We start from the raw sequence: 22509 nt of genomic DNA, 5'->3' as shown, positions 1-22509 counted from the left end.
AACGCCCCGTCAGCGGGGTTGGCGCACCAGCCGCAACCCCGCCAGCACCACGGCAAACACCGCAATGCTCGCGGTATACAGCACCAGCGCCGGGATCGCGAACACCAGCGCAGCGCCTGCCAGCCACCTGCCGGCCCGCCCGGCGACCACCTGCGCGATCAGCGCCAGGCCGAGCCCACTCCAGGCGATTACCTGAAAATGGATGCCCAGCCCCAGCAGCGAACGCACCTGGCACTGCCAGAACGCACCGGGCGCGGCACACAGCCCCACCCACTGCGCATCTTCCATCAGCCCATAACGTACGCCATAGCTGGCGGCCAGCCACAACGGCAGGAACAACAGCAGGGCAACGATCGGCAACGAACGAGACATCCAGTTCTCCAATAGCAGTAATCGAAATCGTGCATGATCGCCCAAGCCCTGTTGTAAGGCAAAATCACCATCCAGCAGCTATGTTGCAGATAACGAGCACACCAATGGCCACCGCACTTGGCAACTTTGCCCATGCCGCCGTGGTCCTAGCCTGCACATTGCACCACCTTGCGTCTTTTTGGGGGATTACATGCTTCGAACTTTGCGCCTCGCTGCCTTGCTCGGCGGCCTGCTCATGGCTGCGGCCGCTTCGGCGCGGGACATCGACGCCGCGAGCTATGGCTACCCCTTGACCAACCCGTTCGAGGCAACCATCGCCACCACGCCGCCCGAGCAGCGCCCGACCTTGCCCAGCGACGATGAGATCGACCAGGCCGACTACAGCCTCAACCTGCGCCCCGAGCGAGAATTCACCTTGCCCGACAACTTCTGGTCGGTGAAAAAACTCAAGTACCGCCTGGCCCGTCAAGACCGCGAAGCACCGCTGATCTTCGTCATCGCCGGCACCGGTGCGCCCTATTCGAGCAGCATCAACGAATACCTGAAAAAACTGTTCTACCAGGCCGGCTTCCACGTGGTGCAACTGTCCTCGCCCACCAGCTACGACTTCATGAGTGCGGCCTCGCGCTTCGCCACCCCCGGTATCAGCCAGGAAGACGCCGAAGACATGTACCGGGTCATGCAGGCCGTGCGGGCCCAGCATCCGCGCCTGCCGGTCAGCGACTTCTACCTCACCGGCTACAGCCTCGGTGCCCTGGACGCGGCGTTCGTCAGCCACCTGGACGAAACCCGGCGCAGCTTCAACTTCAAGCGCGTGCTGCTGCTCAACCCGCCGGTCAACCTGTACACCTCGATCAACAACCTCGACAAACTGGTGCAGACCCAGGTCAAGGGCATCGACCGCAGCACCACCTTCTACGAACTGATGCTGACCAAGCTGACCCGTTACTTCCAGGACAAAGGCTACATCGACCTCAACGAGGCCCTGCTGTACGACTTCCAGCAGTCACGCCAGCACCTGTCCAACGAGCAGATGGCGATGCTGATCGGCACTTCGTTCCGTTTTTCGGCAGCGGACATCGCCTTTACCTCCGACCTGATCAACCGCCGCGGCCTGATCATTCCGCCGAAGTTTCCGATCACCGAGGGCAGTAGCCTTACGCCGTTCTTCAAACGTGCCCTGCAGTGCGATTTCGACTGCTACATGACCGAGCAGGTGATCCCCATGTGGCGCGCCCGCACCGACGGCAACAGCATCCTGCAACTGGTCAACCAGGTCAGCCTGTACGCGCTGGAAGACTACTTGCGCGACAGCCCGAAGATTGCCGTGATGCACAACGCCGACGACGTCATCCTCGGCCCCGGCGATATCGGCTTCTTGCGCAAGGTGTTCGGCGACCGCCTGACCCTTTACCCCCATGGCGGCCATTGCGGCAACCTCAACTACCGCGTCAACAGCGACGCCATGCTGGAGTTCTTCCGTGGTTAACAAACTCCTCTTCGCCACTGCCCTGCTTGTCGCCGGCAACGCCCTGGCCGCAGAGACCGCACCGCGGGCCAGCGTGATCGAGGCCGACCCGCCGATTACCGGCGCCTCGCTGGCACCTGAATCCGATGGTTTTATCGACCCGCTGCGCGAGCTCAAATTCAACCCCGGGCTCGACCAGCGCGAGTTCGAGCGCTCCACGCTGGAGGCGCTGAACGTCTACGACCCGCTGGAGTCGATGAACCGGCGCATCTATCACTTCAACTACCGCCTCGACCAATGGGTGCTGCTGCCGGTGGTGAGCGGCTATCAATACGTCACCCCGCGCTTCGTGCGCACCGGGGTGAGCAACTTCTTCAACAATCTGGGCGATGTGCCGAACCTGTTCAACAGCGTGCTGCAACTCAAGGCCAAGCGTTCGGCCGAAATTACCGCACGGCTGATGTTCAACACCCTGATCGGGGTGGGTGGGCTGTGGGACCCGGCGACCAAGATGGGCTTGCCCCGACAGAGTGAAGACTTCGGCCAGACGCTGGGCTTTTATGGCGTGCCGGACGGGCCGTTCCTGATGCTGCCGGTGCTGGGCCCTTCAAACCTGCGCGATACCACCGGGCTGGTGGTGGACTATGCCGGCGAGCAGGCGGTGAATTACCTGAACGTGGCCGAGGCCAGCACCGACCACCCGGAAATCTTTGCCCTGCGCGTGGTGGACAAGCGTTACACCACCAACTTCCGCTATGGGCAGCTCAACTCGCCGTTCGAGTATGAGAAGGTTCGGTATGTGTATACCCAGGCGCGCAAGTTGCAAATTGCCGAGTAAGTAGTTGTCGGCCCCTTCGCGGGGCAAGCCCGCTCCCACAGGATCTTCACTCCCTTGGGGTTGTATCCAAACCTGTGGAAGCGGGCTTGCCCCGCGAAGAGGCCAGCACTGCCTCCATCAAATCCCCAGAAACTGCTCCAGCTCGCGCCGCTTGACCAAGGCATCGCGCCGCCCCAGCTCGATCAGCTCACTGCAGTAGCTGGCCTCGAACAGCAGGTAGCTCAACACCCCCGCCCCGCTGGTACGCGTCGCCCCCGGCCCACGCAGGAACAGCCGCAACGGCGCTGGCAGCTCGCGCCGGTGGCGTGCCGCGATTTCGTCCAGCGGCTGGCTGGGCGCCACCACCAGAACCTCCACCGGCGCCAGCCCCAGGCGCCGTGCATCGAGGTGGGCAGGCAGCAGGTGGCTCAGGTGATTGAGGCGCTGGAGCAGTTCGATGTCGTCTTCCAGGCTGTCGATGAAGGTGCTGTTGAGCATGTGCCCGCCAATCTGCGCCAGGCTCGGTTGCTGACCACTGAACACGCGCTGGGTAGGCAGCGGCGGCGACGGCCGCTGCGGGTTGCCGCTGACCCCGACCACCAGCACCCGGCTGGCCCCCAAGTGCAAGGCCGGGCTGATTGGCGCCGACTGACGAACCGCGCCATCACCGTAATACTCATCCCCCAGCCTGACCGGCGCGAACAACAGCGGGATCGCCGCACTGGCCAGCAGGTGATCGATGCTCAACGCTGTCGGTACGCCGATACGCCGGTGGCGCAACCAGGCATCAATGGTGCCCCGCCCTTGGTAGAAGGTCACCGCCTGGCCGGACTCGTAGCCGAATGCAGTCACCGCGACGGCGCGTAGCTGTTCGCTGGCCAGGGCATGGCCGATGCCGTCCAGGTTCAGCTGCGCCTGCAACAGGGCACGCAGTGGGCTGCTGTCGAGCAGCGCCACCGGCGCCTGGCCGCCCAGGCCCAGCAGGCTGTGGCCGACGAAGCGGCTGGCCTGGCGGACCACCCCCGGCCAGTCGCTGCGCAGCACCCGGTGGCTGCGCAAGTTCTGCCAGAACGCGGTGAGGTTTTGCACGGTGTCGGTAAAGCGGGTGGCGCCGCTGGCCAGGGTGACCGCATTGATGGCGCCGGCCGAAGTGCCGACGATGACCGGGAAGGGATTGGGCGCGCCGGGTGGCAACAGTTCGGCGATGCCGGCCAGTACGCCGACCTGATAGGCGGCGCGGGCGCCGCCGCCTGAGAGGATCAGGCCGGTGGTTGGGGACATCGATGCCTCACTGACCGCTCAACGATCAACGCTTTTTCTTGTCGTACAGCCGGGGCGCCCCTTCGGGCCGCGACTTGAAGCGCCGGTGCGCCCACAGGTACTGCTCGGGGCACTCGCGCAATACACCTTCGATCCACTGGTTGATGCGCAGGCAGTCCGCCTCTTCGCTTTCCCCAGGGAAATCTGCCAGAGGCGGGTGAATCACCAAACGATAGCCGCTGCCGTCTTCGAGGCGCTTCTGGGTAAACGGGATGACCTGCGCCTTGCCCAAACGGGCGAACTTGGTAGTGGCGGTCACGGTCGCTGCCGGGATGCCGAACAGCGGCACGAACAGGCTCTGCTTGGCACCGTAGTCCTGGTCTGGCGCGTACCAGATCGCCCGGCCGGAACGCAGCAGCTTGAGCATGCCGCGCACATCCTCACGCTCCACCGCCAGCGAGTCGAGGTTATGCCGCTCACGGCCGCTGCGCTGGATGAAGTCGAACAGCGGGTTACCGTGCTCACGGTACATGCCATCGATGGTGTGTTGCTGGCCCAGCAGCGCGGCGCCGATTTCCAGGGTGGTGAAGTGCACGGCCATCAGAATCGCGCCCTGCCCTGCCTGCTGGGCTGCCTGCAGGTGCTCGAGGCCTTCGATATGGGCCAGGCGCGCAAGCCTGGCCTTGGGCCACCACCAACTCATGGCCATTTCGAAGAAGGCGATGCCGGTGGAGGCGAAATTGGCCTTCAACAAACGCCGCCGTTCGTCGACAGACAGCTCCGGGAAGCACAGCTCCAGGTTGCGCGCGGCAATGCGTCGACGCTCACCGGCCACCCGGTACATCAGCGCGCCCAGGGCGCTTCCGAGCCAGAGCAAGGCCCGGTACGGCAACTGGACTACCAGCCACAGCAGGCCCAGGCCCAGCCACAGGCCCCAGAATCGTGGGTGGAGGAAATAGGGACGAAAACGCGGGCGTTCCATTGAAGCTTCCGGAAAGACAAAGGCCGCGCATTCTACAACGGATCAGCGCATGTTGCGGGCAACGGGTGTTCTCGTTATAAGTCAGGGCACTTTTTTCGCAACAAGCCGTCTATGCAGACCATGAGCCTAAACCAGACCCCCGACACCGCCTCCGTGTTCCAGCTCAAGGGCAGCATGCTCGCCATCACAGTGCTGGAACTGGCGCGCAATGACCTTGAAGCCCTTGACCGCCAACTGGCGGCCAAAGTCGCCCAGGCGCCCAACTTCTTCAGCAACACGCCGCTGGTGCTGGCCCTGGACAAACTGCCGGCCAGCGAAGGCGCGATCGACCTGCCCGGCCTGATGCGTATCTGCCGCCATCATGGCCTGCGCACCCTGGCGATCCGCGCCAACCGCATCGAAGACATCGCAGCAGCGATCGCCATCGACCTGCCGGTACTGCCGCCGTCCGGTGCCCGCGAGCGGCCGCTGGAGCCAGAGCCCGAGGTGAAGCAGCCCGAGCCAGCCCCGGCGCCTGCGGTCGAGCCACAGGTGCGCCCGACGCGCATCATCACGGCGCCCGTGCGTGGCGGCCAGCAGATCTACGCTCAGGGTGGTGACCTGGTGGTGACCGGTTCGGTCAGCCCGGGTGCGGAACTTCTGGCCGATGGCAACATCCATGTGTACGGCGCCATGCGCGGGCGCGCCCTGGCGGGCATCAAGGGCAACACCAAAGCGCGCATCTTCTGCCAGCAGATGACTGCCGAAATGGTCTCGATCGCGGGCCAGTACAAGGTCTGCGAAGACCTGCGCCGCGACCCGCTGTGGGGCTCCGGCGTGCAAGTCAGCCTGTCCGGTGACGTGTTGAACATCACCCGTCTTTAACGGATACTTGCCGTCATTTTTAGAGCAACTTTTTTACCTGTTGCCGTTTTTTGCATATTGCTGGGACACCTGTCCCAACTTATTTAGGGGTGAAACACCTTGGCCAAGATTCTCGTCGTTACTTCCGGCAAGGGGGGTGTGGGCAAGACCACCACCAGCGCCGCCATCGGCACCGGCCTCGCACTGCGCGGCCACAAGACGGTCATCGTCGACTTCGACGTCGGCCTGCGTAACCTCGACCTGATCATGGGCTGCGAGCGCCGCGTGGTGTATGACTTCGTCAACGTGGTCAACGGCGAAGCCAACCTGCAGCAGGCCCTGATCAAGGACAAGCGCCTCGAGAATCTGTACGTGCTGGCCGCCAGCCAGACCCGTGACAAGGACGCGCTGACCCAGGAAGGCGTCGAGAAAGTGCTGATGGAGCTCAAGAAAGACTTCGAGTACGTCATCTGCGACTCCCCGGCCGGTATCGAAAAAGGCGCACACCTGGCGATGTATTTCGCCGACGAAGCCATTGTCGTGACCAACCCTGAGGTTTCCTCGGTACGTGACTCGGACCGCATGCTGGGCATTCTGTCGAGCAAGTCGCGCCGCTCCGAAAACGGCGAAGAGCCGATCAAGGAACACCTGCTGATCACCCGCTACCACCCCGAGCGCGTCGAAAAAGGCGAAATGCTGAGCATCGACGACGTTACCGACATCCTGGCGATCAAACTCAAGGGCGTGATCCCCGAGTCCCAGGCAGTGCTCAAGGCTTCCAACCAGGGCATTCCGGTCATCCTCGACGACCAGAGCGATGCCGGCCAGGCCTATAGCGACACCGTCGACCGCTTGCTGGGCAAAGAAAAGCCCCTGCGGTTCATCGAAGTGCCGAAGCAAGGATTCTTCGCGCGCCTGTTTGGAGGCAAGTAAACCATGAACCTTTTTGACTTCTTTCGTGGCAGACAGAAACAGACCAGCGCGTCGGTGGCGAAAGAGCGTCTACAGATCATCGTGGCGCATGAGCGCGGCCAACGCAGCGAACCGGACTACCTGCCGGCCCTGCAGAAAGAACTGCTCGAAGTGATCCGCAAATATGTGAACATCGGCAACGATGATGTGCACATCGAGCTGGAGAACCAGGGCAGCTGCTCGATTCTGGAGCTGAACATTACCCTGCCGGATCGCTGATCTGGCTGAAAGCTGGGGCTGCTTTGCACCCCATTCGCGGCACAAGGCCGCTCCTACAAGGGCTCCCGTTCCCCTGTAGGAGCGGCCTTGTGCCGCGAATGGGCCGCAAAGCGGCCCCGCTTTTTTCCCCTGATTCAACCGAGACCACGCAATGCCGCTGTCAAACGTCCAGATCCTCCACGAAGACGCCGCCATCCTGGTGGTCAACAAGCCAACCCTGCTGCTGTCGGTACCCGGCCGTGCCGATGACAACAAGGACTGCCTGATCACCCGCCTGCAGCAAAACGGCTACCCCGATGCGCTGATCGTGCACCGTCTGGACTGGGAAACCTCGGGCATCATCCTGCTGGCCCGCGATGCCGACAGCCACCGCGAGCTGTCGCGCCAGTTCCACGACCGCGAGACCGAGAAGGCCTATACCGCCCTGTGCTGGGGCCAGCCGGCGCTGGACAGCGGCAGCATCGACCTGCCCCTGCGCTACGACCCGCCGACCAAGCCTCGGCATGTAGTGGACCACGAGCAGGGCAAGCATGCCCTGACCTTCTGGCGCATCCTGGAACGCTGCGGCGATTACTGCCGGGTCGAGCTGACCCCGATTACCGGGCGTTCGCACCAGTTGCGCGTGCACATGCTGTCGATCGGCCACCCGCTGCTGGGCGACCGCTTGTACGCCAACCCTGAGGCCCTGGCAGCGCATGAGCGCTTGTGCCTGCATGCCGCGATGTTGAGCTTTACCCACCCGGTTTCCGGGGAACGGTTGAAGTTCGAGTGCCCGGCACCCTTCTGATGACCTTCGCGGGCTTGCCCGCGACTGGCCCGACACAATTTGTGATCTATCTGCGTTAAACTCGCGCCACTGCTGTCTGGAGTGAGTTATGCGCGAAGCACTGAACACTGGCCTGATCGATTTCCTCAAGGCCTCCCCCACGCCCTTCCACGCCACTGCCAGCCTGGCCCTGCGCCTCGAGGCTGCCGGCTACCAGCGCCTGGACGAGCGCGACAGCTGGGCCACGGTGCCTGGCGGTCGGTATTACGTCACCCGCAACGACTCCTCGATCATCGCCATCAAACTGGGCAAGCAAGCGCCCCTGCTGAGCGGTATCCGCATGGTCGGCGCCCACACCGACAGCCCGTGCCTGCGGGTCAAGCCGCAACCCGAACTGCAGCGCCAAGGCTTCCTGCAACTGGGCGTAGAGGTGTACGGCGGTGCGCTGTTGGCGCCCTGGTTCGACCGCGACCTGTCCCTGGCCGGGCGGGTCACGTTCCGCCGTGACGGCAAGGTCGAGAGCCAACTGATCGACTTCAAGCTGCCCATCGCGGTCATCCCCAACCTGGCGATCCACCTCAACCGCACCGCCAACGAAGGCTGGCAGATCAACCCGCAGAACGAACTGCCACCGATCCTGGCCCAGGTCGCCGGCGATGAGCGCATCGACTTCCGCGCCCTGCTCACCGAGCAGTTGGCCCGCGAGCACGAGCTCAATGCCGACGTGGTGCTGGACTACGAGCTGAGTTTCTACGACACCCAGGATGCCGCGCTGATCGGCATCAACCGTGACTTCATCGCCGGTGCCCGCCTGGACAACCTGCTGTCATGCTATGCCGGCCTGCAGGCACTGCTGGCCGCCGACAGCGACGAGACCTGCGTGCTGGTGTGCAACGACCACGAAGAGGTCGGCTCGTGCTCGGCCTGCGGCGCCGACGGCCCGATGCTGGAGCAGACCCTGCAACGCCTGCTGCCCGAAGGCGACACCTACGTGCGCACCATTCAGCGCTCGTTGATGGTCTCGGCCGACAACGCCCACGGCGTGCACCCCAACTACGCCGACCGGCACGACGGCAACCACGGGCCCAAGCTCAACGCAGGGCCGGTGATCAAGGTCAACAACAACCAGCGCTACGCCACCAACAGCGAAACCGCCGGGTTCTTCCGCCACCTGTGCATGGCCGAGGAAGTGCCGGTGCAGAGCTTCGTGGTGCGCAGCGACATGGGCTGCGGCTCGACCATCGGTCCGATCACCGCCAGCCACCTGGGCGTGCGCACGGTCGATATCGGCTTGCCGACCTTTGCCATGCACTCGATCCGCGAGTTGTGCGGCAGCCACGACCTGGCGCACCTGGTGAAGGTGCTGACCGCGTTCTATCGCAGCCGCGAGCTGCCCTGAGTGTAAGGGTGTAACTGACGGCTTCTTCACAGCACACGCCTGCGAAGAAGCCGAAACAGGTCCTGCTACTGCCTCGGATCAACCCGCTTCGCCTGCTAACCGCTATGCTTGTTACATGGCCCCACTGCAAAAGGATTGCTGTCCATGTCCCCCTTCCTGTCCCTGTTCGTGCCGGTGTTCCTGTTCCTGCTGCTGCTGACCATCGGCTTCAGCCTGCGCGAGCGCAACATCGGTGTGCTGATGATGTGGATCGGCACGCTGGGCATCTTCGGCCTCACCTGCTGGAAGATCCTGGAGAAACTGCCCACATAAACCTCTACACTCGGTCAATCGTTTGACCTGAGGTAGATTTCCCGGTGCCTGCCCTCCTGCGTTACCTGTCCCTGCTGCTGTTTCTGCTCATCTCCCCGGTTCAGGCCGCCGGCCTGCCGAGCCTGCTCGGCGCCGGTACGCCTGCCCAGCCTGCGGCCACCGAGCCGCTGGGCAAGTCGCTGGACGAGGTGATCAAGAACCTGGAAAACGACCAGCAGCGTGCCAAGCTGCTGGCCGACCTGAAAAAACTGCGCGACGCCACCCAGCAATCGCAACCCACCGTCGAACAAGGCGTATTAGGCCTGATCGGCGGTGCGCTGCATGATTTCGAACGGCAGTTCAGCGGCGACGCCAGCCCCTTCCACCGCTGGTCGATGGAAATCGACCAAGCCCAGACGGAACTGACCGAACTGATGGTGCCGGTGCACCAATGGCCGGCGATCCTGTTCGGTTTTGCCGCGATCATCGCCGTGTGGAGCCTGCTGGCGTATGCCTTCAACTGGGTCGGCCACCGGGTACGGCTACGCTTCGGCCTCACCGAAGAACTGCCCCAGCACCCCCGGACCTGGGACTTGGTGCGTTTTGCCCTGCGCAAACTCGGGCCATGGCTGGTGGCCCTGGTGTTCACCGTGTACTTGAGCTTTGCCCTGCCCTCCTCGCTGGGCAAGTCCATGGCCATGGTGCTGGCGTACGCGCTGGTGGTGGGCACCTGCTTCTCAGCCATCTGCGTGATCGCCTTCTCGCTGCTCGACGGCCCCCACCGCCACCGCGCCCTGCACATCCTGCGGCACCAGGCTTTCCGCCCGCTGTGGCTGATCGGCAGCTTTGCAGCCTTCGGCGAAGCCATGAGTGACCCGCGCATGACCGTCGCCCTCGGCACCCACCTGGCACACGCCCTGGCAACCCTGGCCAATGTCATCGCAGCGATCTGCACCGGGCTGTTCATTCTGCGGTTCCGCCGCCCGATCGCCCACCTGATCCGCAACCAACCGTTGGACCGGCGCCTGACCCGGCGCACCCTGAGCGACACCATCGAGATTCTCGGCAGCTTCTGGTTCGTACCGGCGATGATCCTGGTAGCCATTTCGCTGTTCGCCACCTTCATCTCGGCCGGCGACACCAGCACCGCCCTGCGCCAGTCGCTGATGTGCACGGTACTGGTGGTGGTGTGCATGGTGCTCAATGGCCTGGTGCGCCGCCACGCCGCCAACCCCAAGCGCGCCAACAAGCGCCAGGCGGTGTACACCGAGCGCCTGCGCAACTTCGCCTACGCCCTGGTGCACCTGTTCATCTGGCTGCTGTTCATCGAACTGGGGCTGCGCGTGTGGGGCCTGTCGATGATCAGCTTCGCCGAGGGCGACGGCCATGAAGTGAGCCTGCGCCTGCTGGGCCTGGCCGGCACATTGATTGCCGCCTGGCTGGTGTGGATCTTGGCCGACACGGCCGTGCACCATGCGCTGGTGCGCTCGCGCCGCGGCCTGGCCAACGCCCGCGCGCAAACCATGATGCCGCTGATTCGCAACGTGATGTTCGTGGCCATCTTCATCATCGCGGTGATCGTCGCCCTGGCCAACATGGGCATGAACGTCACCCCGCTGCTGGCCGGTGCCGGTGTGATCGGCCTGGCCATCGGTTTTGGCGCGCAGTCACTGGTGGCCGACCTGATCACCGGGTTGTTCATCATCATCGAGGATTCGCTGGCCATCGACGACTACGTAGATGTCGGCGGGCACCTGGGCACGGTCGAGGGCCTGACCATCCGCACCGTGCGCCTGCGCGACATCGACGGCATCGTGCACACCATCCCGTTCAGCGAGATCAAGAGCATCAAGAACTACTCGCGGGAGTTCGGCTACGCGATCTTCCGCGTGGCGATTCCGCACAGCATGAACATCGACCAGGCGATCACACTGATCCGCGAGGTGGGGCAGAAGCTGCGTAACGACCCGTTGATGCGCCGCAATATCTGGTCGCCGCTGGAGCTGCAGGGGGTAGAGAGCTTCGAGTCGGGCTCGGCGATCTTGCGGGCACGCTTCAAGACCGCGCCGATCAAGCAGTGGGAAGTGTCACGGGCGTTCAACCTGGCGTTGAAGCGCCAGCTGGATGAGGCCGGGCTGGACCTGGCAACGCCGCGGTTGTCGGTGCAGGTGGTGACGGCGGGTGGTGGCGGCATGAGCGAAGCCGGTTCCTCCAGCTAGCGTCCCCCCTCAACCGGCCTGGGCACGAATGCGGATCGCATCATGCCGCCAATACTCGAGGTCACAGTCGATCAGATGCCCATGCTGGTCACTGTTGACCCGGGTGATATGCAGCCCAGGGCTGCCAACCGACACCTTCAGCGCTGCTGCTGCGTCCACCGGTAACGCCGTGGGCAAGATCTCGAAACACACCTGCCCGTAACCAATGCCATAGACGCGACCGTAGATCTCAGTCAGTGACTGGGCCAGGTCCTGCTCGAGAATCCCGGGGAAGTACGCGGGGTTGAGGTAATGCTCGGCATACAGCACCGCCCGCCCATCGATACGCCGCAACCGGCAGATACGCACCACACTGGACAACGCCGGCATATGCAGCCGTGCGCAGACAATGGCCGAGGCAGGCTGCAGCCGCGCCGACAGCAACTCGGTACTCGGTACCCGCCCCTGATCACGCACCATGGCATGAAAGTGGCTACGCTCGATCAGGTCATAGGTCAGCCGCTGGGGCGCGACGAACCAGCCACGGCGCTCTTCCCGATAGATCAGCCCCTGGGCTTCCAGCTGCGCCAAGGCCTCGCGCAGGGTGATGCGGGTGGTGTCGAACACCTCGCTGAGCTTGCGTTCGGCCGGCAGCTTGCCCCCCGGCGCCAGCAGGCCGTGTTCGATCTGCTCCTGCAGGGCGTGGCAGATGGCTGTTACCGCACGCGGTGGCATTGGCTGCATCAAAGGTTACCTATCTGGACTAGTCCAGCCCCATGACAGGGCATCTGGAGCGTAGTGCAAGCCTAGGCAGGGCTGATGAACATCCTGTGACAAAGGCGCCATAAGGGCTTTGCCAGAATCGGGCCAAGCCAGGCAAATCAGGGCTTGGGATCTGGTCTACGCTGTATTTTCAGGCAACCGGAGCCACCGCTTCAGGCCTCTCCCTACATCAAACTGTCACGCAAGCGACCTACCTTGGCTCAAGGTTTGCTGACCTAGACCAAAGGTCGCCGGCAACAGCTTCATTCATGACAACAATCGCAAACGGCACCCACCCAAGGAGCTTCGGATGAAAAAGTTCTTCATGGCGTCACTGCTCGGTTCGGCCATCGCCTTGTGTACCACGGCCATGGCCGCCGGCACCGACCTCAAGGCCCTGGAAGACGCCGCCCGCAAGGAAGGCACCGTCAACAGCGTGGGCATGCCCGATGCCTGGGCCAACTGGAAAGGCACCTGGGAAGACCTGGCCAGCAAGTATGGCCTCAAGCACAGCGACACCGACATGAGCTCGGCCCAGGAGCTCGCCAAGTTCGCTGCCGAGAAGGACAACGCCAGCGCCGACATCGGCGACGTTGGCGCCGCCTTCGGGCCGATTGCGGTGACCCAGGGCGTGAGCCAGCCGTACAAGCCGAGCACCTGGGACCAGGTGCCGGAGTGGGCCAAGGACAAGGACGGGCACTGGGCGCTGGCCTATACCGGCACCATCGCGTTCATCATCAACAAAGACCTGGTGAAGGAAGAGGAACGCCCGAAAACCTGGCATGACCTGGAAAAAGGCAAGTACAAAGTCGCCATCGGCGACGTCGGCACCGCTGCCCAGGCCGCTAACGGCGTACTCGCCGCTGCCATCGCCTACAAGGGTGACGAAGCCAATATCGCGCCGGGCCTGCAGCTGTTCACCAAACTGGCCCAGCAGAAGCGCCTGTCACTGGCCAACCCGACCATCCAAACCCTGGAGAAGGGCGAAGTGGAGGTCGGCGTGGTGTGGGACTTCAATGGCCTGAGCTACCGTGATCAGATCGACCCCAAACGCTTCGAGGTGCTGATCCCCTCGGACGGCTCGGTCACGTCGGGCTATACCACCATCATCAACAAGTACGCCAAGCACCCGAACGCGGCCAAGCTTGCGCGTGAGTACATCTTCAGTGATGCAGGGCAGACCAACCTGGCCATCGGCCACGCCCGGCCGATCCGCGCCGAGCACCTGAAGTTGCCGGCTGATGTGCAGGCCAAGCTGCTGCCCAACGACCAGTACGGGGCTGCGCAGCCGATCAAGGATGCCGCAGTCTGGGAAGCGACCTCGAAGAAGCTGCCGCAGATGTGGAACGAGCAAGTGATCATCGAGATGGAGTAAGGGGGTAGCTGTCTAGCGCCTCCACCGACCCTTTCGCGGGGCAAGCCCGCTCCCACAGAGTCACCACAACCTTGAGCCCTGTGGTGCACCTGTGGGTGCGGGCTTGCCCCGCGAAGCAGGCAACACGGTTATTGACTGGAGCCACCATGCAACACAACGTCATCCTGGTCCTGCTCGACGGCCTCAACCACCAGGTCGCCCACCATGCCATGGGCCACCTGCATGCCTACGTCGAGGCCGATCGCGCCGCGCTGTACCGCGTCGAATGCGAGCTGCCATCACTGTCGCGCCCGCTGTACGAGTGCATTCTCACCGGCGTATCGCCGATCGACAGCGGTATCGTGCACAACAACGTCAACCGCTTGTCCAACCAGCGCAGCGTGTTCCACTACGCCCGCGAAGCGGGGCTGGGCACGGCGGCTGCGGCCTATCACTGGATGAGCGAGCTATACAACCGTTCGCCCTTCGACGCCCAGCGCGACCGCCACACCCATGCGCCCAAGCTGCCGATCCAGCATGGGCTGTTCTACTGGGACGACCGTTACCCCGATTCGCACTTGCTGGCCGACGCCGAATACCTGCGCCGCCGTCACGCACCGAATTTTCTGCTGGTGCACCCGATGAGCATCGACGATGTCGGCCACCGCCATGGCCTGGACAGCAGCCAGTACCGCAACGCGGCGCGCAGTGCCGATATCCTATTGGCCGACTACCTGCCGCGCTGGCTCGAAGAGGGCTACCAGGTGCTGGTCACCGCCGACCACGGCATGAACAACGACCGCTCGCACAACGGCCTGCTGGCCGAGGAACGCGAGGTCCCGCTGTTCGTCTTTGGCGACGGGTTCAGCCTCGACCCTGCAGCCAAACCGCTGCAAACCGAGTTGTGTGGGACCCTCTGCGAACTGCTCGGCGTGGCCCACGACAAATCGGTGTGCCGGGAGCTGCTCAAGTGAATGCCAGCCATCGCGGCCGTTACCTTGCCCTGCTCTGCCTGCTGCCGTTCGCCGTGTTCTTCGTCATCTTCCAGATCGCCCCGCTGGCCTGGGTGGCAATCAACAGCGTGCAGTCGGAAGCGGGCTGGGGTGTAGAGAACTTCAGCAAGGTGTTCGCCTCGAAGTTCTACCTGCAGGCCCTGCAACGCAGCCTTGAGATCAGCTTCTGGTCGAGCCTGTTCGGCATCGTCATCGCCACTCTCGGCGCCTACTCGCTACGCCAGGTGGATTCACGCCTGCGCGACTTCGTCAGTGCCTTCGCCAACATGACCAGCAACTTCAGCGGCGTGCCGCTGGCGTTTGCATTCATCATTCTGCTCGGTTTCAACGGCGCCCTGACCTTGCTGCTCAAGCAGATCGGCCTGCTGGAAGACTTCAGCATCTACTCCAAGACCGGGCTTATCCTGGTCTACACCTACTTCCAGATCCCGTTGGGCGTGCTGTTGCTGTACCCCGCTTTCGACGCTTTGCGTGAAGACTGGCGTGAATCGGCCGCGCTGCTTGGCGCCAGCCACTGGCAATACTGGCGGCATATCGGCCTCCCCGTGCTGACCCCGGCGCTGCTCGGCACCTTCGTCATCCTGCTGGCCAATGCCTTGGGTGCCTACGCCACCGTCTATGCGCTGACCACCGGCAACTTCAACGTGCTGACGATCCGCATCGCCGGCCTGGTGGCCGGTGACATCAGCCTCGACCCCAACCTGGCCAGCGCCCTGGCCATGGTGCTGGTGGCGCTGATGACGCTGGTCACGGTGGTTCATCAATGGCTGCTGAAAAGGAGCTACCATGCGCGCTGATGCCCATTCCAACCTCTACCACCGCATGGTGGTGTACCTGCTGTTCATGATCATGCTGCTGCCACTGGCCGGCACCCTGCTTTACTCCCTGGCCACCAGTTGGTCGGCCAGCCTGCTGCCCAGCGGGCTGACCCTGAAGTGGTACGTGGCGTTGTGGAGCGAGCCGCGCTTCCTGGCCGCCTTTGGCCAGTCGCTGCTGGTGTGCGTGGGGGCGCTGCTGCTGTCGGTGGTTTTGATCCTGCCGTTGTTGTTCGTGGTGCACTACCACTTCCCCAAACTCGACGCGCTGATGAACGTCCTCATCCTGCTGCCCTTCGCGGTGCCGCCGGTGGTGTCATCGGTGGGCCTGCTGCAGTTGTACGGCAGCGGGCCGATGGCCATGGTCGGCACGCCGTGGATCCTGATCGGTTGCTACTTCACCATCGCCCTGCCATTCATGTACCGGGCGATCACCAACAACCTGCAGGCGATCAACCTGCGCGACCTGATGGACGCCGCCCAACTGCTCGGGGCCAGCACCTGGCAGGCGGCGTTCCTGGTGGTGCTGCCGAACCTGCGCAAAGGCCTGATGGTGGCCCTGTTGCTGTCGTTCTCGTTTCTGTTCGGCGAGTTCGTCTTCGCCAACCTGCTGGTTGGCACCCGCTATGAGACCTTGCAGGTGTACCTGAACAACATGCGCAACAGCAGCGGCCACTTCAACAGCGCGCTGGTGATCTCGTACTTCGCCTTCGTGCTGGTACTCACCTGGGTCGCCAACCGCCTGAACAAGGACAAGACCTGACATGAGCTTCGTCAGCGTACAGCAACTGCACAAACGCTATGCCGGCACCCCGGTGTTCGAGAATATCGACTGCCAGATCGAACGCGGCGAATTCGTCACCCTGCTCGGCCCCTCCGGGTGCGGCAAATCCACCCTGCTGCGCTGCATCGCCGGGCTGACCCCGGTGGACAGCGGGCGCATACTGCTCGATGGCCAGGACATCGTGCCCCTGAGCCCGCAAAAGCGCGGCATCGGCATGGTCTTCCAGAGCTACGCGCTGTTCCCCAACATGACCGTGGAGCAGAACGTCGCCTTTGGCCTGCGCATGCAAAAGGTCAAAGCCGACGAAAGCCTTGCCCGGGTGCGTGAGGTGCTGGATCTGGTGGAGCTGGGCAGCTTCGCCGGGCGCTACCCGCACCAGTTGTCCGGTGGCCAGTGCCAGCGCGTGGCGCTGGCCCGTTCGCTGGTGACCCGCCCGCGCCTGCTGCTGCTCGACGAACCGCTGTCAGCGCTGGATGCGCGCATCCGCAAGCACCTACGCGAACAAATCCGCGCCATCCAGCGTGAACTGGGGCTGACCACCATTTTCGTCACCCATGACCAGGAAGAAGCGCTGACCATGTCTGACCGCATCTTCCTGATGAACCAAGGCCGCATCGTTCAGAGCGGCGATGCCGAAACCCTCTATACCGCGCCCGTGGACCTGTTCGCCGCGGGCTTTATCGGCAACTACAACCTGCTCGACCCAGACAGCGCCAGCCGCCTGCTGCAACGCCCGGTGGCCAACCGCCTGGCCATCCGCCCGGAATCCATCACGTTGGGCCTGAATGGCGAGCTGGACGGTGAAGTGCGCAGCCATAGCCTGCTGGGCAACGTCATCCGTTACCGGGTGCGGGTGCGCGACGTGGAACTGGTGGTCGATGTGCTCAACCGCTCGTCCGCCGACCTGCATGTGGACGGCCAGCGGGTATCCTTGTCGATCGACCCCACGGCGCTACGTGAAGTGGCCTAGGAGACAGCAACAATGGCACTGGCAATTTTCGATCTGGATGAAACCTTGATCCACGGTGACTGCGCCTCGCTGTGGAGCGAGCAGATGGCCCGCTTGGGCTGGGTCGACGGCAAGGCATTCCTGCGCCGCGACCATGAGCTGATGGAGGCCTATGGCAAGGGCCACCTGCAGATGGAGGACTACATGGCCTTCAGCCTGGAGCCCATTGCCGGGCGCACCCTGGAAGAGGTTGAACACCTGGTGCAGCCGTGGGTGGAAGACGTCATCGAACCGATCATTTTCGGCGACGCCTGCCGCTGCATCGCCGAGCATCGCAAGCGTGGCGACCGTGTCCTGATCATCTCCGCCTCGGGCACGCACCTGGTTGGGCCGATTGCGGCGCGGCTGGGGGTGGACGAGTACCTGGCGATCGAGCTGGAGGCGGTGAACGGGGTGTACACCGGCAAGACCCACGGCGTGCTGACCTACCGTGAGGGCAAGATCACCCGCTTGCTGGAATGGCTGGATCAGGAACAGGAGAACCTGGAGGGGGCGAGTTTCTATTCTGATTCGCGCAACGATTTGCCGCTGTTGTTGAAGGTGGACCACCCACATGTGGTGAACCCGGATGCGGTGTTGCGCGAACATGCCCAGCTCAATGGGTGGCCTATCTTGAGCTGGGCTTGAGGATCATGGGGGCTGCTTTGCAGCCCCCAGCAATCTCAAACCAGACTCGGGTCGATCACCATCACCAGCTTGCCCGACACCTGGTTGCTCTCCAGCTCGGCATAGGCCGCCTGGGCAAATTCCACCGGGTAGGTGTCCACCAACTGCGGCGACAAACGCCCTTCGGCGAACAACGGCCACACCTGCTGCAGCAACTCGCGCAGCAACTCGGCCTTGAAGCCATCATCACGGTTACGCAGCGTCGAACCGGTGATCTCCAGGCGCTTGCCCAGCACCAGCGCCAGGTCGAGGTCGAACGTGCGCCCGCCCATCAGGCCGATGATCACCCAGCGCCCGTCACGCGCCAGCAACTTGAGGTTGAGCGGCCCGTAACTGGCGCCGACCGGGTCGAGAATCACGTCGAATGGCCCCAGACCTTCCAGCGCTTCGAGGTTCTCGTTACGCACCACGCCGCCGGCAGCGCCCAGGGCCTGGCAATAAGCCAGGCGGTCCTGCGAGCCAACGCTGACATACACCGGGTTGCCAAACGCCTTGCACAGCTGGATAGCCGCCGAGCCAACGCCACTGGCACCGGCGTGCACCAGCACCTTCTCGCCCGCCTTGACAGCACCCAACTGGAAGATGTTCAACCATGCCGTGGCGTACACCTCGGGCAGCGCCGCCGCTTCCTGCAGGCTCAGGCCTTCGGGCACCGGCAGCACATGGCGGGCATCCACCACCACTTCCTCGGCCATCGCGCCGCTGGCCAGCAGCGCACACACCCGGTCGCCTATGCGCCAGTCGGCGCCCGGGCCCACTTCCTCGATCACCCCGGCGCACTCCAGGCCCATGTACGGGCTGGCGCCAGGCGGTGGCGGGTACAGGCCCTTCATCTGCAACAGGTCGGCGCGGTTAAGCCCCGCAGCCGCCACGCGAATGCGTACTTGGCCGGCGTCAAGGGCCGGGCGTTCGGCCTCGACCCACTCCACATGTCCGTCAACGCCTTGCAATGCCTTCACAGTGCCTCCATAGTTGAATCATGACTGGGCCTGGGGACGCTTACCCCAGGCTTTTTGCAGTATTTGCCCGGCTCCATGGAACCGGCAACGGAAAAGACGGCCTACTATGCGTGATCAATTGCCTCCACGTCGAATCAGCATGAAGCATTTCCTACCCAGCACCGCCCTGGCCCTGATGATCGGCCTGGGCAGCCTCACGCTCGGCGGCAATGCGGCGGCCGCCAACAAGTGGGACAGCCTGCAGCCGGACCGCGACGAAATCGTCGCCAGCCTCAACGTGGTTGAGCTGCTCAAGCGCCATCACTACAGCAAGCCACCGCTCGATGACGCCCGCTCGGTGATCATCTACGACAGCTACATCAAGCTGCTGGACCCGGCGCGCAGCTACTTCACCGCAGCCGACATCGCCGAATTCGACAAGTGGAAGACGCAGTTCGACGACTTCCTCAAAAGCGGCAACCTCGACCCTGGCTTCACCATCTACAAACGTTACCTCGACCGCGTCAAGCAGCGCCTGGACTTTGCCCTGGCCGAGCTGAACAAGGGCGTCGACAAGATCGACTTCACCGCCAAGGAAACCTTGCTGATCGACCGCAAGGACGCCCCGTGGTTGAAGAACCAGGCCGAGCTCGACGACCTGTGGCGCAAACGCGTGAAAGACGAAGTACTGCGCCAGAAGATCGCCGGCAAAGAGCCCAAGCAGATCCAGGAAACCCTGACCAAGCGCTACAAGAACCAGCTTGCGCGCCTGGACCAGACCCGTGCCGAAGACATCTTCCAGGCTTACATCAACACCTTCGCCCAGTCCTACGACCCGCACACCAATTACCTGTCGCCAGACAACGCGGAAAACTTCGACATCAACATGAGCCTGTCGCTCGAAGGCATCGGCGCGGTGCTGCAAAGCGACAACGACCAGGTCAAGATCGTGCGCCTGGTGCCGGCAGGCCCTGCGGCCAAGACCAAGCAGGTAGCCCCGGCCGACAAGATCATCGGCGTGGCCCAGGGCAACAAGGAAATGGTCGACGTGGTCGGCTGGCGCCTGGACGAAGTGGTCAAGCTGATCCGCGGCCCCAAGGGCTCGGTGGTACGCCTGGAGGTTATCCCGGCAAGCAATGCCCCGAGCGACCAGACCAGCAAGATCGTTTCGATCACCCGCGAGGCGGTCAAGCTTGAAGAGCAGGCGGCGAAAAAGTCGGTGCTCAAGCTCAAGCAGGATGGCCGTGACTACAAGCTGGGCATTATCGAGATCCCGGCCTTCTACCTGGACTTCAAGGCCTACCGTGCCGGGGATCCGGAGTACAAGAGCACCACGCGCGACGTGAAGAAACTGCTCACCGAACTGCAGAAAGAGAAAGTCGACGGCGTGGTCATCGACCTGCGCAACAACGGCGGCGGCTCCCTGCAGGAAGCCACCGAGCTGACCAGCCTGTTCATCGACAAGGGCCCGACGGTGCTGGTTCGCAACAGCGACGGCCGCGTCGACGTGCTCGAGGACGAAAACCCGGGCGCCTTCTACAAAGGCCCGCTGGCACTGCTGGTCAACCGCCTCTCGGCTTCGGCCTCGGAGATCTTCGCCGGCGCCATGCAGGACTACCACCGCGCACTGATCATCGGTGGCCAGACCTTCGGCAAAGGCACCGTGCAGACCATTCAGCCGCTCAACCATGGTGAACTGAAACTGACCCTGGCCAAGTTCTACCGGGTTTCCGGGCAGAGCACCCAGCACCAGGGCGTACTGCCGGACATCGACTACCCGTCGATCATCGACACCAAGGAAATCGGCGAGAGCGCCCTGCCCGAGGCCATGCCGTGGGACACCATCCGCCCGGTGGTCAAGCCTGCGGCCGACCCGTTCAAGCCGTACCTGGCCCAGCTCAAGGCGCAGCATGAAGCGCGCAGCGTCAAGGATGCCGAGTTCACCTACATCCGCGACCGCTTGGCCCTGGCTCAGAAGCTGATGAGCGAGAAAACCGTCAGCCTCAACGAACAGGACCGCCGTGCCCGCCACGATGAGATCGAGGGCAAGCAACTGGCCCTGGAGAACATCCGCCGCAAGGCCAAGGGCGAAGAGCCGCTCAAGGAGCTGAAGAAGGAAGACGAGGACGCGCTGCCGGCCGAGGATGAAACCACCAAGCCGGAAGACGACGCCTACCTGTCCGAAACGGGGCGCATCCTGCTCGACTACCTGAGCGCCAGCTCGCAGGTGGCCAAGCACTGATGTGCTGCGCTGTTTAACAAAAAGGGCCGGGTGTGAAAACACCCGGCCCTTTTTGTAGGAGCGGTGGCTGTCAGGCGGTTTCCGGATAGGGGTACTCAAATACCCTGACGACTTCCGAGGCATGCCACGACGCCGCCTCCATGCCATCAACCGGCCCGGCAAAACGGCCCAGCCGCTCGACGCACTCGAAAAACCCGGTACGCGGCAGGCGGCTGGCGCCCTGGCTGATGACCAGCGAACTGCGCAACGGCTGCTCGGCGCGCGCATCGATCACGGCCAGGTACTCCAACGCGGCGGTCAGGGTCTGCATGGCCGGGCTGGGCAATTGCAAGCGCTCGATGAGCGCGCGATACGTCAGCAAATGACGTTGACGACGGGCCAGGTCAAGCTCGTCCAGCAGGTTCTGCCAGTGCTGGCGGCTGATCCTGACCTGGCTCATGATGGCTCGCTCCAACCCGCCACACCCAGGTGCCAGGCCAGGGCGCGGCGGATAGCGGCGTCCGGCTGTCGCTCGCCTGATTCGATCATGGCCAGATAGGCCGGGCTGACACCGACGTTGCGCGCCAGTAGCTCAGGGGCAATGCCCTTCGCCTCACGTATCTGCGCCACCTCGCTGAAAGCCGGCAAGGGCGCACTGGCGGCACTGACCGGCGTTTCACTGGCGCTTGCCTCGGCAGGCGCCTGCCCTGCTGCCTTCAACAGTGCCTGGTACTGCTCCCAGGGAACGACTGCGTACTCGGGCTGACCGTCCCGGCTAATAACCTGAATACCCATTACAACCCCCTTACGTGGGATTACGGCATGTAATCCATAGGCATAATCCTTATGCCAATTATATTACCAAGTACGGGAGTGTGTGCAGCTCAGGCTGATTTCACTGCGTATTACGTTCCAGGCGCAAGGCTTCGGGGGAGTTCGGCAAGCGCTCCACCACCCGCAACCGCTCTGGCGCCTGGCTGTCGCGCCAGGCTTTGAAACGCCCCAGCTCATCCGCGACGGTTTTCAGCACCCAGCCCAGCACGGCAATATCGTCGAGGAACCCGACCCCCAGCAACCAGTCGGGGATGGCATCGATAGGGCTGACGAAGTACAGCAGGCCGGCAACGATGGTCACCAGTGCCTTGGGGCTGATGGCGCGGTACTCACCCCGCCACCAGGCCAGGCACAGTGACTGCAGCAGCTTTACATCCTCGCGCAGCTGACCGATCCGTGGGCCTTTGCGGGCCACAGCGAACAGCAGGGCCGGTAACCGCCCGCGGCTGAGCAGGCGCTCGGCCAGCGGCAGGAAACGGGCGAAATTCCAGGGTGCGCTCATGGAGCCTCCGAGAGGGAGGTTATC

Annotated in this window: 24 protein-coding genes; 16 read left to right on the top strand and 8 right to left on the bottom strand. The window is 63.5% G+C overall.

Going from position 1 to position 22509, the window contains the following annotated elements:
* Nucleotides 1-9: 9 nt before the first annotated feature.
* The gene (locus HU770_RS02995) at nucleotides 10-372 is read right to left on the bottom strand and encodes a hypothetical protein (RefSeq protein WP_033700728.1); all 363 of its coding nucleotides are present in this window, start codon (nucleotides 370-372) and stop codon (nucleotides 10-12) included.
* A gap of 190 nt (nucleotides 373-562) precedes the next feature.
* Between HU770_RS02995 and HU770_RS02990 the strand changes: the two genes are divergently transcribed.
* Both HU770_RS02990 and HU770_RS02985 read left to right on the top strand, forming a co-directional pair.
* Nucleotides 563-1861 (top strand): serine/threonine protein kinase, encoded by a 1299-nt coding sequence (locus HU770_RS02990; protein ID WP_033700729.1) that lies wholly within the window; start codon nucleotides 563-565, stop codon nucleotides 1859-1861.
* Entirely contained in the window at nucleotides 1854-2678 is an 825-nt protein-coding gene (locus HU770_RS02985) for a VacJ family lipoprotein (RefSeq protein ID WP_186654639.1), read from the top strand. Before HU770_RS02990 ends, HU770_RS02985 begins: the two co-directional genes overlap by 8 nt.
* 117 nt (nucleotides 2679-2795) lie before the next feature.
* Here the strand turns inward: HU770_RS02985 and HU770_RS02980 are convergent, their stop codons facing one another.
* Together HU770_RS02980 and HU770_RS02975 are read right to left on the bottom strand one after the other, a co-directional pair.
* A complete protein-coding gene (locus HU770_RS02980) occupies nucleotides 2796-3938 on the bottom strand; it encodes a patatin-like phospholipase family protein (protein WP_186654636.1) in 1143 nt (380 codons plus the stop codon).
* A gap of 25 nt (nucleotides 3939-3963) precedes the next feature.
* On the bottom strand, nucleotides 3964-4899 hold the full coding sequence (locus tag HU770_RS02975) for a lipid A biosynthesis lauroyl acyltransferase (RefSeq protein WP_186654633.1): 936 nt from the start codon (nucleotides 4897-4899) through the stop codon (nucleotides 3964-3966).
* 111 nt (nucleotides 4900-5010) lie between these two features.
* Between HU770_RS02975 and minC the strand changes: the two genes are divergently transcribed.
* From minC to HU770_RS02940, 7 genes are all read left to right on the top strand, one after another.
* The gene (minC, locus tag HU770_RS02970; protein WP_186654631.1) at nucleotides 5011-5763 is read left to right on the top strand and encodes a septum site-determining protein MinC; all 753 of its coding nucleotides are present in this window, start codon (nucleotides 5011-5013) and stop codon (nucleotides 5761-5763) included.
* 99 nt (nucleotides 5764-5862) lie between these two features.
* Nucleotides 5863-6675, top strand: coding sequence for a septum site-determining protein MinD (minD, locus tag HU770_RS02965; protein WP_033700734.1), 813 nt, complete (start codon nucleotides 5863-5865; stop codon nucleotides 6673-6675).
* Between the two features lie 3 nt (nucleotides 6676-6678).
* Nucleotides 6679-6933 (top strand): cell division topological specificity factor MinE, encoded by a 255-nt coding sequence (gene minE, locus HU770_RS02960; protein WP_003252572.1) that lies wholly within the window; start codon nucleotides 6679-6681, stop codon nucleotides 6931-6933.
* A 151-nt stretch (nucleotides 6934-7084) separates the two neighbouring features.
* On the top strand, nucleotides 7085-7720 hold the full coding sequence (locus HU770_RS02955; protein WP_033700735.1) for an RluA family pseudouridine synthase: 636 nt from the start codon (nucleotides 7085-7087) through the stop codon (nucleotides 7718-7720).
* Between the two features lie 88 nt (nucleotides 7721-7808).
* Complete coding sequence (locus tag HU770_RS02950) at nucleotides 7809-9098, top strand: M18 family aminopeptidase (protein WP_033700736.1); 1290 nt, start codon at nucleotides 7809-7811, stop codon at nucleotides 9096-9098.
* Nucleotides 9099-9242: 144 nt separating this feature from the next.
* Nucleotides 9243-9410, top strand: a complete 168-nt coding sequence (locus HU770_RS02945; protein ID WP_167334464.1) for a hypothetical protein — start codon at nucleotides 9243-9245, stop codon at nucleotides 9408-9410.
* A gap of 44 nt (nucleotides 9411-9454) precedes the next feature.
* Nucleotides 9455-11608, top strand: a complete 2154-nt coding sequence (locus HU770_RS02940) for a mechanosensitive ion channel domain-containing protein (protein WP_033700737.1) — start codon at nucleotides 9455-9457, stop codon at nucleotides 11606-11608.
* Between the two features lie 9 nt (nucleotides 11609-11617).
* On the opposite strand, the gene HU770_RS02935 is transcribed toward HU770_RS02940, so the two are convergent.
* Entirely contained in the window at nucleotides 11618-12331 is a 714-nt protein-coding gene (locus HU770_RS02935) for a UTRA domain-containing protein (RefSeq protein ID WP_186654624.1), read from the bottom strand.
* Between the two features lie 328 nt (nucleotides 12332-12659).
* Here HU770_RS02935 and HU770_RS02930 point away from each other — a divergent pair, with 328 nt between their 5' ends.
* The 6 genes from HU770_RS02930 to HU770_RS02905 all read left to right on the top strand — a co-directional run bounded on the left by HU770_RS02930 (nucleotide 12660) and on the right by HU770_RS02905 (nucleotide 17951).
* The gene (locus HU770_RS02930; protein ID WP_033700740.1) at nucleotides 12660-13724 is read left to right on the top strand and encodes an ABC transporter substrate-binding protein; all 1065 of its coding nucleotides are present in this window, start codon (nucleotides 12660-12662) and stop codon (nucleotides 13722-13724) included.
* Nucleotides 13725-13870: 146 nt separating this feature from the next.
* Nucleotides 13871-14677 (top strand): alkaline phosphatase family protein, encoded by an 807-nt coding sequence (locus HU770_RS02925; protein ID WP_033700741.1) that lies wholly within the window; start codon nucleotides 13871-13873, stop codon nucleotides 14675-14677.
* Entirely contained in the window at nucleotides 14674-15513 is an 840-nt protein-coding gene (locus HU770_RS02920) for an ABC transporter permease subunit (protein WP_186654622.1), read from the top strand. The genes HU770_RS02925 and HU770_RS02920 overlap by 4 nt, the downstream gene beginning before the upstream one ends.
* Nucleotides 15503-16294, top strand: a complete 792-nt coding sequence (locus HU770_RS02915) for an ABC transporter permease (protein ID WP_186654619.1) — start codon at nucleotides 15503-15505, stop codon at nucleotides 16292-16294. The genes HU770_RS02920 and HU770_RS02915 overlap by 11 nt, the downstream gene beginning before the upstream one ends.
* A 1-nt stretch (nucleotide 16295) precedes the next feature.
* Nucleotides 16296-17285, top strand: coding sequence for an ABC transporter ATP-binding protein (locus tag HU770_RS02910; RefSeq protein WP_186654617.1), 990 nt, complete (start codon nucleotides 16296-16298; stop codon nucleotides 17283-17285).
* 12 nt (nucleotides 17286-17297) lie between these two features.
* Complete coding sequence (locus HU770_RS02905; protein WP_186663007.1) at nucleotides 17298-17951, top strand: HAD family hydrolase; 654 nt, start codon at nucleotides 17298-17300, stop codon at nucleotides 17949-17951.
* Nucleotides 17952-17986: 35 nt separating this feature from the next.
* Here the strand turns inward: HU770_RS02905 and HU770_RS02900 are convergent, their stop codons facing one another.
* On the bottom strand, nucleotides 17987-18949 hold the full coding sequence (locus HU770_RS02900) for an NAD(P)H-quinone oxidoreductase (protein WP_033700747.1): 963 nt from the start codon (nucleotides 18947-18949) through the stop codon (nucleotides 17987-17989).
* Nucleotides 18950-19088: 139 nt separating this feature from the next.
* Here HU770_RS02900 and HU770_RS02895 point away from each other — a divergent pair, with 139 nt between their 5' ends.
* A complete protein-coding gene (locus tag HU770_RS02895; RefSeq protein ID WP_186663006.1) occupies nucleotides 19089-21170 on the top strand; it encodes a carboxy terminal-processing peptidase in 2082 nt (693 codons plus the stop codon).
* A 70-nt stretch (nucleotides 21171-21240) separates the two neighbouring features.
* Here HU770_RS02895 and HU770_RS02890 read toward each other — a convergent pair whose 3' ends face one another.
* The 3 genes from HU770_RS02890 to HU770_RS02880 form a co-directional block, all read right to left on the bottom strand.
* The gene (locus HU770_RS02890) at nucleotides 21241-21609 is read right to left on the bottom strand and encodes a hypothetical protein (protein ID WP_033700749.1); all 369 of its coding nucleotides are present in this window, start codon (nucleotides 21607-21609) and stop codon (nucleotides 21241-21243) included.
* Nucleotides 21606-21944 carry a helix-turn-helix transcriptional regulator gene (locus HU770_RS02885; protein ID WP_033700751.1) on the bottom strand — a complete coding sequence of 113 codons (339 nt, stop codon included), beginning with the start codon at nucleotides 21942-21944 and terminating at the stop codon, nucleotides 21606-21608. The genes HU770_RS02890 and HU770_RS02885 overlap by 4 nt, the downstream gene beginning before the upstream one ends.
* A 100-nt stretch (nucleotides 21945-22044) precedes the next feature.
* Nucleotides 22045-22485: a YkvA family protein gene (locus HU770_RS02880; RefSeq protein ID WP_033700753.1), complete on the bottom strand. Its 441-nt coding sequence runs from the start codon at nucleotides 22483-22485 to the stop codon at nucleotides 22045-22047.
* Nucleotides 22486-22509 lie beyond the last annotated feature (24 nt).

Origin of the sequence: Pseudomonas sp. SWRI68 (assembly GCF_014269165.1) — a bacterium.
Classification (GTDB): domain Bacteria; phylum Pseudomonadota; class Gammaproteobacteria; order Pseudomonadales; family Pseudomonadaceae; genus Aquipseudomonas; species Aquipseudomonas capeferrum.
The sequence above is the reverse complement of the archived record's forward strand: the minus strand, read 5'-3'. Positions and strand labels throughout refer to the sequence as shown.